At 54.0% G+C, this 14,707-nt stretch carries 14 protein-coding genes; 6 read left to right on the top strand and 8 right to left on the bottom strand.

The genetic code is table 11. The features are described from left to right. Positions 1-3: 3 nt before the first annotated feature. Genes AWR26_RS03070 through AWR26_RS03050 form a run of 5 tightly spaced genes read right to left on the bottom strand, consistent with a single transcriptional unit; the run spans position 4 to position 3,744 of the window. Positions 4-765 (bottom strand): SDR family NAD(P)-dependent oxidoreductase, encoded by a 762-nt coding sequence (locus AWR26_RS03070; protein ID WP_064563492.1) that lies wholly within the window; start codon positions 763-765, stop codon positions 4-6. Between the two features lie 2 nt (positions 766-767). Beyond that, positions 768-1,226 carry an S-ribosylhomocysteine lyase gene (locus tag AWR26_RS03065; RefSeq protein ID WP_064563489.1) on the bottom strand — a complete coding sequence of 153 codons (459 nt, stop codon included), beginning with the start codon at positions 1,224-1,226 and terminating at the stop codon, positions 768-770. A gap of 16 nt (positions 1,227-1,242) precedes the next feature. Beyond that, positions 1,243-1,920 (bottom strand): methionine ABC transporter permease, encoded by a 678-nt coding sequence (locus tag AWR26_RS03060; protein WP_007369990.1) that lies wholly within the window; start codon positions 1,918-1,920, stop codon positions 1,243-1,245. Continuing rightward, the gene (locus AWR26_RS03055) at positions 1,913-2,920 is read right to left on the bottom strand and encodes a methionine ABC transporter ATP-binding protein (protein WP_064563487.1); all 1,008 of its coding nucleotides are present in this window, start codon (positions 2,918-2,920) and stop codon (positions 1,913-1,915) included. Before AWR26_RS03055 ends, AWR26_RS03060 begins: the two co-directional genes overlap by 8 nt. Positions 2,921-2,928: 8 nt before the next feature. Then, complete coding sequence (locus AWR26_RS03050; RefSeq protein WP_064563485.1) at positions 2,929-3,744, bottom strand: MetQ/NlpA family ABC transporter substrate-binding protein; 816 nt, start codon at positions 3,742-3,744, stop codon at positions 2,929-2,931. Between the two features lie 196 nt (positions 3,745-3,940). On the opposite strand from AWR26_RS03050, the gene AWR26_RS03045 reads away from it, so the two are divergent. The 3 genes from AWR26_RS03045 (at position 3,941) to AWR26_RS03035 (ending at position 7,429) form a co-directional block, all read left to right on the top strand. Beyond that, positions 3,941-5,122: an aminotransferase class I/II-fold pyridoxal phosphate-dependent enzyme gene (locus tag AWR26_RS03045; protein WP_064563483.1), complete on the top strand. Its 1,182-nt coding sequence runs from the start codon at positions 3,941-3,943 to the stop codon at positions 5,120-5,122. Between the two features lie 94 nt (positions 5,123-5,216). Beyond that, entirely contained in the window at positions 5,217-6,215 is a 999-nt protein-coding gene (locus AWR26_RS03040; RefSeq protein ID WP_064563481.1) for a Gfo/Idh/MocA family protein, read from the top strand. 245 nt (positions 6,216-6,460) lie between these two features. After that, positions 6,461-7,429 (top strand): TerC family protein, encoded by a 969-nt coding sequence (locus AWR26_RS03035; protein ID WP_064563479.1) that lies wholly within the window; start codon positions 6,461-6,463, stop codon positions 7,427-7,429. A gap of 13 nt (positions 7,430-7,442) precedes the next feature. Here AWR26_RS03035 and AWR26_RS03030 read toward each other — a convergent pair whose 3' ends face one another. The 3 genes from AWR26_RS03030 to uxaC all read right to left on the bottom strand — a co-directional run bounded on the left by AWR26_RS03030 (position 7,443) and on the right by uxaC (position 11,031). Beyond that, positions 7,443-7,994 (bottom strand): YgjV family protein, encoded by a 552-nt coding sequence (locus tag AWR26_RS03030; protein WP_064563477.1) that lies wholly within the window; start codon positions 7,992-7,994, stop codon positions 7,443-7,445. A 119-nt stretch (positions 7,995-8,113) separates the two neighbouring features. Then, positions 8,114-9,601, bottom strand: a complete 1,488-nt coding sequence (locus tag AWR26_RS03025) for a UxaA family hydrolase (protein ID WP_064563475.1) — start codon at positions 9,599-9,601, stop codon at positions 8,114-8,116. Positions 9,602-9,618: 17 nt separating this feature from the next. Continuing rightward, on the bottom strand, positions 9,619-11,031 hold the full coding sequence (gene uxaC, locus AWR26_RS03020; protein ID WP_064563473.1) for a glucuronate isomerase: 1,413 nt from the start codon (positions 11,029-11,031) through the stop codon (positions 9,619-9,621). Between the two features lie 466 nt (positions 11,032-11,497). Here uxaC and AWR26_RS03015 point away from each other — a divergent pair, with 466 nt between their 5' ends. The 3 genes from AWR26_RS03015 (at position 11,498) to yqjA (ending at position 14,704) form a co-directional block, all read left to right on the top strand. Beyond that, positions 11,498-12,796 (top strand): MFS transporter, encoded by a 1,299-nt coding sequence (locus AWR26_RS03015; RefSeq protein WP_043956446.1) that lies wholly within the window; start codon positions 11,498-11,500, stop codon positions 12,794-12,796. A 131-nt stretch (positions 12,797-12,927) separates the two neighbouring features. Beyond that, positions 12,928-13,704: a transcriptional regulator ExuR gene (exuR, locus tag AWR26_RS03010; protein ID WP_064563471.1), complete on the top strand. Its 777-nt coding sequence runs from the start codon at positions 12,928-12,930 to the stop codon at positions 13,702-13,704. Positions 13,705-14,041: 337 nt separating this feature from the next. After that, positions 14,042-14,704 (top strand): DedA family general envelope maintenance protein YqjA, encoded by a 663-nt coding sequence (gene yqjA / locus AWR26_RS03005; RefSeq protein WP_064563470.1) that lies wholly within the window; start codon positions 14,042-14,044, stop codon positions 14,702-14,704. The last annotated feature ends 3 nt before the right edge of the window (positions 14,705-14,707 follow it).

Genomic DNA, 14,707 nt, shown 5'->3' with positions numbered 1-14,707 from the left:
TTGTTAATGCATGGTCATGCCACCGGTGACATTGATGGCCTGCCCGGTCATATACGAGGCTAACGGGCTGGCGAGAAAGGCGACCACGTTGGCGACATCCAGCGGCTGCGCCGTGCGCCCCAGCAGCACTTGCGAACAATCTTCCGCATAGATATCTTCCGCCGTTAAACCGCGCAAAACCGCACCTTCGCGCCGTTCGCGCCACTTCATTTCGGTCTCAACAATACCGGGACAAACGGCGTTCACCAGAATGTTATGCCGCGCCAGTTCGATAGCCATCACCCGCGTCAGCCCCAGCACCGCATGCTTGGTGGCGACATATTGCCCCATCAATCGGTAACCGTTTTTCCCGGCCTGCGACGCAATATTGATGATGCGCCCGGCGGATTGCGGTTTCATCACGCGGATCGCCGCTTCTGACAGGTAACTCAGCCCTTTAACGTTGATGTCCAGCAGCCGCTGCCAGTCGCTATCGCGCATTGCATCTACCGGGCTCATCGCCGAAACGCCGCAACTGTTGACCAGAATATTCACCCCGCCAAACGTACTCATCGCAGCGTCGATCAAGGCCTCCGCCTGCGGGCGCGAAGCGACATCGCAGGGTTGCAGCAGATAGCGTGAATGCAATTGTGCGGCTGTGGCGGCGATATCGCCGACAACAACATTCGCGCCGCCATGATGCAGCAGATCGGCAATCGCTTTGCCGATCCCCTGTAACCCACCGCTCACCACGGCGGTTTGCCCGCTAAAGTCGAGGGCAATCATGGTTAGTTACGCCGAAACGGGTCATCGCTGATCCCGGCTGCAAGCACCTGTTTTGCGTACTCCTGCGCCGAGAAAAGCGAATGGTCGCGATAGTTGCCGCAGGCCAGCGGCGTCACAGCCGGAACATCCGTCGCGTCAAGTACGCGGCGCAGGACGCACGTCAGAGCGGCAGCCACATCGGCAGGTTTGTGCTCATCCCACAGGATCAGGTAGAAACCGGTACGGCAGCCCATCGGCGAAATATCGATAATGCCGTCCAGCTCCTCGCGCAGGCCAAAGGCCAGCAGATGCTCCAGCGTGTGCAGCGCCGCCGTGGGAATGGCGTCGGTATTCGGTTGCAGCAAACGCAAATCAAACTTTTGCACCACGCTGCCCAGCGCGTGGCGTTCAACACCGGCAACGCGAACGTAAGGGGCTTTTACTTTGGTGTGGTCGAGCGTAAAGCTTTCAACAACAGGCATGATTTTCTCCTCAGGGTTACCGCGACGACTCGCGGCGCAGACGGCGCGCCAGGCGGGTGCCGAGGGTCTGGATTAACTGCACAATGACAATCAGAACAAGGGCGGTCACCAGCGTGGCAAACGCATCAAAGCGCTGGTAGCCGTAAGTAATGGCGAGATCGCCGATGCCGCCGCCGCCAACCGTTCCGGCCATCGCGGTGGCGCCCAGCAGGCCAATGGTGGCGGTCGTTAATGCAAGGACCAGCGAAGAGGCGGCTTCCGGCAGCATAAAGTGCCAGATCGTCTGCAACGGAGAAGCGCCCATCGCATCCGCCGCTTCCAGAATGCCGTCATCAATATCCAGCAGTGAACTCTCCACCAGCCGCGAAATATACGGGGCGATAAAGACAATCAGCGGCACAATCGCCCCGGCAGTACCGATGGTGGTGCCAACCAGCAAACGGGTGAAAGGCAGAATGGTGATCAGCAAAATGATAAAAGGCAGCGAGCGCACGACGTTGATCACCGGGTTTAGCACCTGATGAACCACGCGATTAGGCACAATGCCGCCGGGTCGGCAAATCACCAGTACAATTCCCAGCGGAATGCCAAGCAACGAGCCAAATCCTAACGACACGCACACCATCACCAGCGTGTCATGCAGCGCCAGCACAAACTGGTCACCGGTTACGGCAGTATCAAATAACTCAAACATCGCTGATTTTTACCCCCGCCTCGTGAAGATCGGCAATCGCGCTCGTTATCGCCGCGTCATCTCCCTGAATTTGCACAATCATAAAACCGATAATGCGGTTCTGGACTTCCGACATGCTGGCAAAAAGAATATTGATTTCAATCGCATAACTTTTAATGATGCGGTTGATGATCGGCTGTTGCGCGGTGCTGCCGACAAACTCCAGCCGCAAACCGCGCCCGTGCGCCTGAAGCAATGCATCAACGCGCGCCGGAAGCCGGTCATGGATCACCGACTGCACAAAGCTGGCGGTTACGGCATGACGGGGTTCAGCGAACAACGTAAACACTTCGCCGTGCTCCACGACCCGGCCCCGCTCCATCACCGCCACTTTGTTGCAAATCTTTTGCACCACTGACATTTCATGAGTAATCAACACAATAGTGATGCCATAGCGCTGATTAATCTCTTTCAGTAGCAGCAGGATCTGTACGGTCGTGTGCGGATCCAGCGCCGAGGTCGCTTCGTCGCACAGCAGCACTGAAGGGTTGGTTGCCAGCGCACGGGCGATGCCAACGCGCTGTTTCTGCCCGCCGGATAACTCGTCCGGATAGCTGTGCGCCTTGTCGCCAAGGCTGACGAAATCGAGCAGTTCCGTAACACGCGCCTGAATAAAAGCTTTATCTTTGCCTTGCAGAATCAATGGGATGGCTACGTTATGGAAAACGGTTTTCGCATTCAGCAAATTAAAATTCTGAAAGATCATGCCGATGTTTTTTTTGATCGCCTGCAAGCGCTTTCCGGTTACGCCCTGCAGCGATTCGCCATTCAGCACGACATCGCCTTTCCCTGGCGATTCAAGACGATTGATTAAACGTAGCAAGGTACTTTTCCCTGCACCGCTGTAACCAATAATCCCGAAAATATCGCCCTTTTCAATTTTCAGCGTAATGTTATCCAGCGCCTGGATTTGGTGGCCGTTACGCGCAAAGGTTTTACTGACGTTACGAAACTCAATCATCGGATTATTTATTTAAAGTAATCAGGCAACAGATAGCCGCTATATTGCGATTGCCCGTGAATATAATTTTTGAATTCGGCTGAGTGATAGCCAGCAATAATATCTTTGGCAAACTGCGCATCTTTATTTTTGCCCGCGATGGTCACCACATTAATAAAGTTGCTGGTGGGATCTTCCAGTTTTAATGCTGAAGCCAGTTTCATTCCGCTGGAAACCGCAAAATTACCCTGAATTAATCCATAATCCACATCCGGCAGGGCGCGAACCTGCTGGGCGTTATCCATCTCTTTCAACACGATTTTATATGGGTTTTCGCGGATATTGCGCTGGGAGAAGGTGGCCGGATCGCTCTTTGGATCGATCTTTATCCAGCCCAGGCTTTGCAGCACCAGCGCGGCGCGATACTCGTTCGAGGGCTGATTCGGTACTGAAACCGTGGTGCCCGCCTCGGGTTTCGCCAGTTGTTTTATCTTCGCGGAATAGAGGCCCATCGGCGGTGTCGGCACCTGCACAATGCCGATATTATCGATGCCTAAACGTTCATTCACCGATTTAAGGTACACCGGGTGCTGCATGATATTGGCTTCAATATTCCCGCGCGCCACCGCGTCATTCACCTGAATACCGTCGCTGAAATCTTTAAATTCGACGGTGTAGCCTTTCGCCTGCAGGAAAGGGACCACGCCTTTTTCAAACTGCTCTTTATAAGGGCCAGGGTTAAAACCTACGCGGATGAGTTTAGTTTGTGCATCCGCCGCCTGCGCCAGCGAAGAGGAAGTGGCGAATAAAGCAAAGATAACACCCAATATGACTGGCCTGCTCATTAACAATGTCCCCATCAGAGTAAATTTCGATCTGATTAAATCACAGGCGATATATTTTTATTTTGCTTTTTTGTCATAACGATAATTGCCTACAGAATATTCAAAAAATAAAAAACCATTGCCGCTTTTATTCTTTAGTGAATCCGCCATTTGCTGTTATGCCATAGGGAATAATAAATATTGTGTTGAGCAAACTATGCCTGATTTTTCCCCTTCACCGTTGATCGATGCGCTGGAAGAGAACCTGTTTAGCGCGCTGGAAAAGGTGGCGGCAACCATTGATACCGCCGCGTTGCCGCTCGTCGATCTCTCCAGCGGCAGCCCTGGGCAACCCACACCGCCGGAAATCATTGCCCGCCTGCAACAGGCCGTTGCCGATGAGCAGAACCACGGCTATCCCTCGTTCTGGGGCAAAACACAGGTGCGCCAGGCGATTGCCGATTTTTACCGGCAACGCTATGGCGTCGAACTGGATCCGGAGCGGGAAGTGGCGGTTTTCCAGGGATCGCACATCGGCGTCAGCGGTCTACCGCGCGCACTGCTCCACCCGGGACAATACCTGATCTCTACCGACCCTTGTTACCCCATTTATCGTTCAGCGGCGCTACAGGCGCAGGCTCGCTTTTATGGCATCCCGCTGGAGGAAGCCAATGACTTTTTGCCGGATTTCAGCCGCGTGCCCGCCGACGTCGCCCGTCATGCCGGTTTGTTGATGCTCAATTATCCGCACAACCCCACCGGCGTACTGGCCACACCAGCGTTGTTCGCGGCAGCGCTCGATTTTGCCCGCGAGCACCATCTTCCGGTGGTGCATGATTTTGCCTATGCGGCGATTGGCAGCCATGCAGAGGAAGCGCCATTAAGCCTGCTGGCAATGCCCGGCGCTAAAGCGTGGGGCGTGGAGACCTATACGCTGTCGAAAACCTTCAGCATGGCGGGCTGGCGTTTTGGTTTTGCTGTCGGCAATGCGTCTGTCATTCAGGCGTTTAAAAAGCTGCATACCCACAGCTACAGCACCGTTTTTGGCGCGGTGCAGGATGCGGCAATCGCGGCGTTAGCGCTGCCGCCACAGCGTATGCAGCAACTGGTGGCGGTTTACCATCGGCGACGCAAATGGGTGCTGGCAACGCTGGCCGCGATGTCATGGCCGGTACATGCCAGGCAAGGCACATTCTTTCTCTGGCTGCCCGTACCTGCAGGCTTTAATGCCGCTACGTTTTCCGCTTTACTGCTGAACGAGGCGCATGTGCTGGTTGCGCCGGGTTCTGGCTTTGGTAAAGGAGGCGAGCGGTTTATTCGTATCAGCCTGACGGCCAGCGATGAAGCGCTCGAAACCGCACTTTCACGCATTGCCGCGCTGCGTCTCTTTCCCGGTTGAGACCATTTGTGCTTCTGCGTAGCAGTGCACTGGTTTTGTCATTCTGACGTGGTAGAGTGCACAAATCCCCCCTTTACGGAGAAATTGCGCCCTTATGATACGTTTCGCTGTCATAGGTACAAACTGGATCACCCGCCAGTTTGTCGACGCCGCCCATGAGACGGGCAAATATAAACTCACCGCCGTTTTTTCCCGCAGCCTTGAACAGGCGCAAACGTTCGCCAACGACTACCCGGTAGAACATCTTTTTACCTCTCTGGATGAGATGGCGAAAAGCGATGCCATTGACGCGGTGTATATTGCCAGCCCGAACTCTCTGCATTTCCCGCAGACCCGGCTGTTTCTGAGCCACAAAAAGCATGTGATCTGCGAAAAGCCGCTGGCCTCGAACTTACAGGAGGTCGAAGCGGCGATTGCCTGCGCGCGGGAAAATCAGGTGGTACTGTTTGAAGCCTTCAAAACCGCCAGCCTGCCGAACTTCATCCTGCTGAAACAGTCGCTGGCGAAAGTGGGCAAAATGCGAAAAGCCTTTATTAACTACTGCCAGTACTCTTCGCGCTACCAGCGTTATCTGGATGGCGAAAACCCAAATACCTTTAATCCGGCGTTCTCTAACGGTTCGATTATGGATATCGGCTTCTACTGCCTGGCATCTGCAGTAGCGCTGTGGGGCGAGCCGCACAGCGTGCAGGCCACCGCCAGCCTGCTCGACAGCGGCGTTGATGCGCACGGCGTAGTGGTAATGGATTACGGTGATTTCAGCGTCACGCTGCAACACTCGAAAGTGAGCGACTCCGTTTTGCCAAGCGAAATCCAGGGTGAAGCCGGTTCGCTGCTGGTAGAAAAGATTTCCGAATGCCAGAAAGTGTCGTTCGTGCCGCGCGGCAGTAAAGCGCAGGAGCTGACGCAGCCGCAGCATATCAACACCATGCTCTATGAAGCAGAGACCTTTGCCCGGCTGGTGGAAGAGAATGAGATCAACCATCCGGGGCTGGCTATCAGCCGTACCACGGCCAAACTGCAAACGGAAATCCGCCGTCAGACCGGCGTGAAATTCCCGGCAGATGATGTAGGTGTCGAACTCACTGCGTAAAGGTTCGTAAACCAGGGAGGCCGACTCATTGACGGCATGAATGGACTGACATATTTTGTTACTCGCAAAGGGGAGTAACTTCATTGCCGGTGGATCGTCATTACGATGCGTTACTGCATCCGGTCGCCGGGCGTCTACACCGACGTAAGTGAGACCTTGCCGGAAGGCGAGACTCCCTGCATCTAAAGCAAGCGGCTGACGTCTTTCGACGTTAGCCGTTTTTTGTTTTAGGTAAGGAATTCATTATGAATACAGTCGGCACACCGATGTTATGGGGCGGGTTCGCTGTCGTGGTCGTGATTATGCTGGCCATCGACCTCTTGCTTCAGGGACGACGCGGCGCGCACACCATGTCCATGAAGCAAGCGGCCGTATGGTCGATCGTCTGGGTTAGCCTCTCATTACTCTTTAATGCCGCGTTCTGGTGGTATCTGACGCAAACCGAAGGGCGCGCGGTGGCCGATACGCAGGCGCTGGCGTTTCTCACCGGTTATTTGATTGAAAAAGCGCTGGCGGTGGATAACGTCTTTGTCTGGCTGATGCTGTTCAGCTACTTTGCGGTTCCGGCGGCGCTCCAGCGGCGGGTGCTGGTTTACGGCGTACTCGGCGCGATTGTGCTGCGTACTATCATGATCTTCGCCGGTAGCTGGCTGATCTCGCAATTCTCATGGTTGCTGTATGTGTTTGGCGCTTTCCTGCTGTTTACCGGCGTGAAGATGGCACTGGCGAAAGAAGATGAGACCGGGATCGGCGATAAGCCGCTGGTGCGCTGGCTGCGCGGGCATTTGCGCATGACAGATCGCATCGAAAGCGAGCACTTCTTTGTGCGTAAAAATGGCCTGCTGTTCGCCACGCCGCTGTTGCTGGTGCTGATTCTGGTGGAATTGAGCGATGTGATTTTTGCCGTTGACAGCATTCCGGCGATCTTTGCGGTGACCACCGATCCCTTTATCGTGCTGACCTCAAACCTGTTCGCGATTCTCGGTCTGCGCGCCATGTACTTCCTGCTGGCGGGCGTCGCGGAGCGCTTCTCAATGCTGAAGTACGGGCTGTCGGTGATCCTGGTGTTTATTGGCATCAAGATGCTGATCGTGGATTTCTTCCATATTCCGATCGCCATTTCGCTCGGTGTGGTCGGCGGGATCCTGGCGCTGACGCTGCTGATCAACGCCTGGGTTAACCACCAGAACGACAGGAAAAAAGCACAGGAATAAACCCAATCTGCCGTCAGCGGGCGGCAGACTCTTTATGCACCGCGGTTTCGACTTTAAACGGATCGATACCGCGTCGCTGCATACGCCAGAAACGAATAATGTTCAGCCCGTTCATTACCAGAAAACTGCCTTCAATCAGCGTACCGCCAATCGATCCGAGCCAGAAGTTGTGGATCACCCAGCAACCGGTCGAACACCAGATAACACAGCGCATCGGCAAACCTTTAAAGCGGAACAGCGCCCAGGTACTGACGATCGTTCCCGCCACCGGCAACAACTCGATCGGATTGTGGAATTTTGCCAGCCCCAGCCCGCCAGTCAGCACAATGAACAGCACCATCACCCATACATTGCGGGTGCGCAGCGTGATCAGCGTTCGTATTGCGTTGAGCATGGCGCTCGATCCGGCGGGAAATGCGCCCATAAGAAAAAAGTGCACGCCGATAATGGCGCTGTAGAGCGAGAGCTGCTTTTTGAAGCGCCGCTCATCACGATTGATGAAGGTTGTAATACCAATCAGAAAGGCAATGACACCAACGCCCTGGGCAAGCCAATACGCGGTCATGAAAAATCCTTGTCAGGTCCAAAAAAGAAAATGTTACCGCAGGTCAGCACTGACGTAGTTATCAAAATATTCCGCGCCAGGGCTACCCTGGCGGCCCTGACGCGAAAGAGAAAGGTCAATCAGAGCGTAACGCCGCTTTTGAAAATGGCTAACTCGCGGAAATCGTTTTTCTCGTTACAGGTTTGCTTACCGTTAGCGATATCGACAATCACATCAACAAACTCGTTCAGCAGTTGCGGCATCGCTTTGCCGTGAATCAGTTGACCTGCGTCGAAGTCGATCCAGTGTTTTTTCTTCCCGGCCAGTTCGCTGTTGGTGGCGATTTTCACCGTTGGCACAAAACCGCCGTACGGCGTACCGCGACCGGTACTGAACAGCACCATATGACAGCCTGCGCCCGCCAGTGCGCTGGTGGCAACAGCATCGTTACCCGGCGCGCTCAGCAGATTCAGGCCGTGAGTTTTCAAACGTTCGCCGTAGCGCAGCACGTCCACGACCTGGCTGGCCCCTGCTTTCTGTGTACAGCCGAGGGACTTCTCTTCCAGCGTAGTAATGCCGCCTGCTTTGTTACCCGGCGATGGGTTTTCATAAATCGGCTGATTGTGGGCGATAAAGTACTGTTTGAAGTCGTTCACCATGGTGACGGTCTTCTCGAAGGTACTTTCGTCGCGGCAATGGCTCATCAGAATACGCTCAGCACCGAACATTTCCGGCACTTCGGTCAGCACGGTAGTACCGCCGTTACCGATCACATAATCGGAGAAACGACCGAGCATCGGGTTCGCGGTGATACCGGACAGGCCATCTGAGCCGCCGCATTCCAGACCGAATTTCAGCTCGCTCAGTTTACCCGGCTCGCGTTTGTCGTTACGCATCGCCTGATAGAGCTCATGCAAATGTTCAAGCCCGGCTTCCACTTCGTCGTCCTGGTGTTGGCAAATCATAAAGTGAACGCGTTCCGGGTCGAACTCACCCAGCGTCTCGCGGAAAGCATCGACCTGGTTGTTTTCACAACCCAGACCAATTACCAGCACCGCTCCGGCGTTAGGGTGACGCACCATGTTTTGCAGCATGGTGCGGGTGTTGATGTGGTCGTCGCCCAACTGGGAACAACCATAGGTGTGGCTGAACAGGTAAACGCCGTCGATACCTTCGGCATCCTGGGTCTCTTTCAGGAAACGGTTCTGGATCTGGCGGGCGATGCCGTTAACACAGCCCACGGTCGGCAGGATCCACAGTTCGTTGCGGATCCCGACTTCACCATTTGCACGACGGTAGATCTGAATGTCCCGGTCCACCGCCTGTGCGCCTTCATCCTGAAAATCAGGTTGATAGCTATACTCGTCCAGATCGCTCAGATTGGTACGCGCGTTATGGGAATGAATGTGCTCGCCCGGCGCGATATCAGATGTCGCATGACCAATTGGCAGACCATACTTGACAACATTTTCACCTTCGGCAATGGCTTGCAGCGCAAACTTGTGCCCGCGCACCACCGCCTGGCGCAGCCGAACGGTCTGGTTGTCGACAACGACTTCCGTCCCTTCAGCGAGATCCGCCAGTGCTACCGCAACGTTATCCAGCGAATGGATCTTGATGTATTGCATATCAACCTCAAACGGCCTTAGTTCAGTTCAATCGCGAAGTAATCACGCGCATTGTTAAAGCAGATATTTTTCACCATCTCGCCCAGCAGCTGGATATCTGCCGGCGCTTCACCAGCTTCCACCCAGCGGCCAATCATCTGGCACAGAATACGGCGGAAGTATTCGTGACGGGTGTAAGACAGGAAGCTGCGGCTGTCGGTCAGCATACCGACGAAACGGCTCAGCAGGCCGAGTTGCGCAAGCTGGGTCATCTGACGTTCCATGCCATCTTTCTGGTCGTTAAACCACCAGCCGGAGCCGAACTGCATTTTGCCCGGCATACCTTCACCCTGGAAGTTACCGACCATGGTGCCCAGCACTTCGTTGTCACGCGGGTTCAGGCAGTAGAGGATGGTTTTCGGCAGCAGGTTTTCTTCATTCTGCTTGCTCAGCAGTTTGGAAAGCTCTTCTGCCAGCGGACGGTCGTTGATGGAGTCAAAGCCGACATCCGGCCCCAGCAGTTTGAACTGGCGCAGGTTGTTGTTACGCAGCGCACCAATGTGGTACTGCTGCACCCAACCGCGACGTGCGTATTCCGCGCCCAGCCAGACCAGCACTGCGGTTTTGAACTGCGCGATCTCTTTTTCGCTCAGGCTTTCACCCGCCAGGCGGCGGGCCAGGATGCTATCCAGCTCGGCTTCGCTGGCTTCGGCGAACAGCACAACATCCAGCGCATGGTCGGAAACTTTACAACCGTGTGCAGCAAAGTGATCCAGACGTTTGGCCAGTGCAGTTTGCAGATCGGCAAAACGGCGAATGTCGGTATCGGACACTTCACCCAGTTTCGCCATGTAATCGTTAAAGGTCGCCTGTTCAATGTTGAACGCTTTATCCGGACGCCAGCTCGGCAGCACTTTGACAGTAAAAGTTTTGTCTTTGGCGACAGCAGCGTGATGCTCCAGAGAGTCGATCGGATCGTCAGTGGTGCCGACCATTTTCACATTCATCTGCTGCATGATGCCGCGCGCGGAGAATTTATCCTGCGCCAGCAGTGCATTACCCTGCTCCCAGATTTCATCCGCTGTCGCCGGGGAAAACAGCTTACCTGTAATACCAAATGGGCGACGCAGCTCAAGATGTGTCCAGTGGTATAACGGGTTACCGATCGTATGCGGCACCGTTGCCGCCCAGGCGTCAAACTTCTCACGATCGGACGCATCGCCGGTACACAGGCGCTCAGGCACACCATTGGTACGCATCGCGCGCCATTTGTAGTGGTCACCTTTCAGCCAGATGTCATACAGGTTTTTAAAGCGGTAGTTTTCAGCGATCTGCTGCGGCGGCAAGTGGCAGTGGTAGTCGAAAATCGGCTGGTCTTTGGCGTAGTCGTGGTACAGGCGGCGCGCAAATTCGGTATCTAATAGAAAATCTTCAGTCATAAACGGGGTCATTATCGTCTTCCTCTCAACGAGTGCGTCTGATGCTTACCTTTGATGCTGACAAAGTTATCACACCAATTTCTATAGACCGAAGATATTTTCGTGAGTTGGATCAATAAAAACGGACAAAAATTTACGCTTCCGCGCGATAAATACCCCGCCAGACCGCGCCAAATCTGGCTTCTTCCAGCAAAGTTAAAGACCACACAAAGAAAAACGCTTTTGTGATATCACTCACCTTTTCAAGTTGTATGACAAGTTATCGTTCAGCCGTCGAACACATAGCCGACGGAATGCATTCCCGATAACTCATTAAATCGGTCTTGACGGTACGGATGCCGGATTAAAAAAACGCTTACTTGTGGCAAGGTTTGGGCCGTACCGGGGGACTCTCCCGGTTACGTCCTCCCGTTTTCACCCTCCGAACACCATTGAAGGGTGACCGCGCAAGCGGTAATAACATAACGATGAGGTTTACATGCGTAAAATCAAAGGATTACGTTGGTACATGATAGCACTGGTGACGGTCGGCACCGTATTGGGCTATCTGACACGTAACACAGTGGCAGCCGCGGCTCCGACATTAATGGAAGAGCTGCACATTTCTACCCAGCAATATTCTTACATCATTGCAGCGTATTCCGCGGCTTATACCGTTATGCAGCCTGTAGCCGGCTATGTGCTGGATATTCTGGGCACCAAAATTGGTTACGCTTTCTTCGCCATTACCTGGGCTGTATTCTGCGGCGCAACTGCGCTGGCAGGCAGTTGGGGCGGCCTGGCGCTGGCACGTGGTGCGGTCGGTGCGGCTGAAGCCGCTATGATTCCGGCGGGCCTGAAAGCCGCGTCTGAATGGTTCCCGGCAAAAGAACGTTCTATCGCGGTTGGCTACTTCAACGTCGGTTCTTCTATTGGTGCCATGATCGCTCCGCCGCTGGTGGTGTGGGCAATTGTGATGCACAGCTGGGAAATGGCATTCATCATCTCTGGTGTGCTGAGCTTCGCATGGGCAATGGCCTGGTTGTTCTTCTATAAACACCCGCGTGACCAGAAAAAACTGAGCGAAGAAGAACGCGACTACATCATTGGCGGTCAGGAAGCACAGCACCAGACCAACAATGGCAAGAAAATGTCCGTCTGGCAGATTCTGGGCACCCGTCAGTTCTGGGGTATCGCACTGCCGCGCTTCCTGGCAGAACCGGCCTGGGGTACTTTCAACGCATGGATCCCGCTGTTCATGTTTAAAGTGTACGGTTTCAACCTGAAAGAAATCGCCATGTTCGCCTGGATGCCGATGCTGTTCGCTGACCTGGGTTGTATCGTTGGGGGCTACTTGCCGCCGCTGTTCCAGCGCGTGTTTGGTGTCAACCTGATCGTTTCCCGTAAAATGGTGGTGACCATGGGTGCGCTGCTGATGATCGGCCCTGGCATGATCGGCCTGTTCACCAGCCCGTACGTGGCAATCGGTCTGCTGTGCATCGGTGGTTTTGCTCACCAGTCTCTGTCCGGCGCGCTGATTACACTCTCTTCTGACGTCTTTGGTCGTAATGAAGTGGCAACAGCAAACGGTCTGACCGGTATGGCTGCCTGGACTGCCAGTACGCTGTTTGCTCTGGTCGTCGGTGCGCTCGCGGATACCATTGGTTTCAGCCCGCTGTTCGCTGTACTGGCACTGTTTGACCTGATGGGCGCCGTGGTGATTTGGACGGTGCTGAAAAACCAGACCGCCGATGAGGTGGTGAATCATACGGTTGTCGGAACCGCTGCGCAAAATTAGCGATTCACAAAAGTATGACAGAACAATGTAAAAGCCGCCGCAGGGCGGCTTTTTCGTCAGAGATGATGGTGAGAATGCGGTAAAAGTGGTATAACAAATCTACTCTCGCCTTTCTTTTCCCTGGAGCCTATATGGAAATTTCCGAGTCACGTCGTTTGTATCAGCAGCTTGCCGCCGAGCTGAAGAGCCGTATCGAGCAAGGCGTGTATCTTGTGGGAGACAAACTGCCCGCTGAGCGCTTTATTGCCGATGAGAAAAGCGTCAGCCGGACCGTGGTTCGCGAAGCGATCATTATGCTGGAAGTAGAAGGGTACGTTGAAGTTCGCAAAGGCTCCGGCATCCATGTCATTTCCAGCCAGCCGCGCCATACGCAAGCACCGGATGAGAGCCTGGAGTTTGCCAATTACGGCCCGTTTGAACTGTTGCAGGCACGTCAGCTTATCGAGAGTAATATTGCTGAGTTCGCCGCCACTCAGGTGACGAAACAGGACATTATGAAGCTGATGGAAATCCAGGATAACGCCCGCAAAGAGAAGTGCTTCCGTGATTCAGAGTGGGATTTGCAATTCCATGTTCAGGTCGCACTGGCCACGCAAAATAGCGCACTGGCGGCGATTGTTGAGAAGATGTGGACGCAGCGCGTACATAACCCGTACTGGAAAAAACTGCACGACCATATCGATTTACGTACCGTCGATAACTGGTGTGACGATCATGACCAAATTCTGAAGGCGCTGATCCGCAAAGATCCGCACGCGGCGAAAGTAGCCATGTGGCAGCATCTGGAAAACACCAAGCTGATGCTGTTTAACGAAACCAGCGATGATTTTGAGTTCAACGCTGACCGCTACCTGTTTGCCGAAAACCCGGTGGTTCACCTTGATACTGCCGCTACCGGCACGAAATAAAAAATCGCTATTCAGGCGCACACTTACGTTGCGCCGCTCCCTTTTAGGGTCAGTGAATGGTATAGAGTGTCAGCCTTTGTAAATACCCTCGCCACCCCCTCTCCTGGCAAGCAAAATCGTTTGCGAGCGTTATTCTGACTGACGCACACGGTCAGCTTTTGTTACAATTAGATGCATTTCGCCATTGAATGAGTTAGCGCTTACTCACAACGTCTTTTAGCTGGATAACAATCGCACCCGGATGTGCCATGCGCGGTCATAATATATTAGAGCCCGCCGCCGTGTTGTTCTGTGCCAGTAACCGACGTGACGTAAACCGATGTACCAGGAACACCGAATGGAACTTTTAAGCCAATTACTTCATGCCCTCTGGAGCCAGGATTTCGAAACACTTTCGCATCCCGGCATGATCGGCATGCTCTATTTTGTTTTATTTGTCATCTTATTTCTGGAAAACGGTCTGCTTCCGGCGGCGTTTCTGCCTGGTGATAGTCTTCTGGTGCTGATCGGCGTGTTGATTGCTAAAGGCGCGCTGGGCTACCCGCAAACCATCCTCCTGCTGACCGTTGCGGCCAGCCTTGGCTGCTGGCTGAGCTACATCCAGGGACGATGGCTTGGCAATACGCGCATCGTACAAAACTGGCTGTCACATCTGCCCGCGCATTATCATCAGCGCGCGCATCACCTGTTCCATAAGCATGGCCTTTCTGCGCTATTAATCGGGCGTTTTATTGCCTTTGTTCGCACATTGTTGCCAACGATTGCCGGACTTTCTGGTCTGAGTAATACACGCTTTCAGTTTTTCAACTGGGTGAGCGGCCTGCTGTGGGTGTTGATCCTGACATCGCTTGGTTACCTGCTGGGTAAGACGCCGGTGTTTCGTAAGTATGAAGATGCGCTGATGTCCTGCCTGATGTTGCTTCCGGTCGTATTGCTGGTGATTGGCCTGATCGGCTCGCTGGTGGTGCTGTGGAAGAAAAAATATCGCGATCGAGGCTAAGAA

Source organism: Kosakonia oryzae (genome assembly GCF_001658025.2).
GTDB classification, from domain to species: Bacteria; Pseudomonadota; Gammaproteobacteria; order Enterobacterales; family Enterobacteriaceae; genus Kosakonia; species Kosakonia oryzae.
Note: the sequence above shows the minus strand (reverse complement) of the source record. Positions and strands in the feature narration are given on the sequence as shown.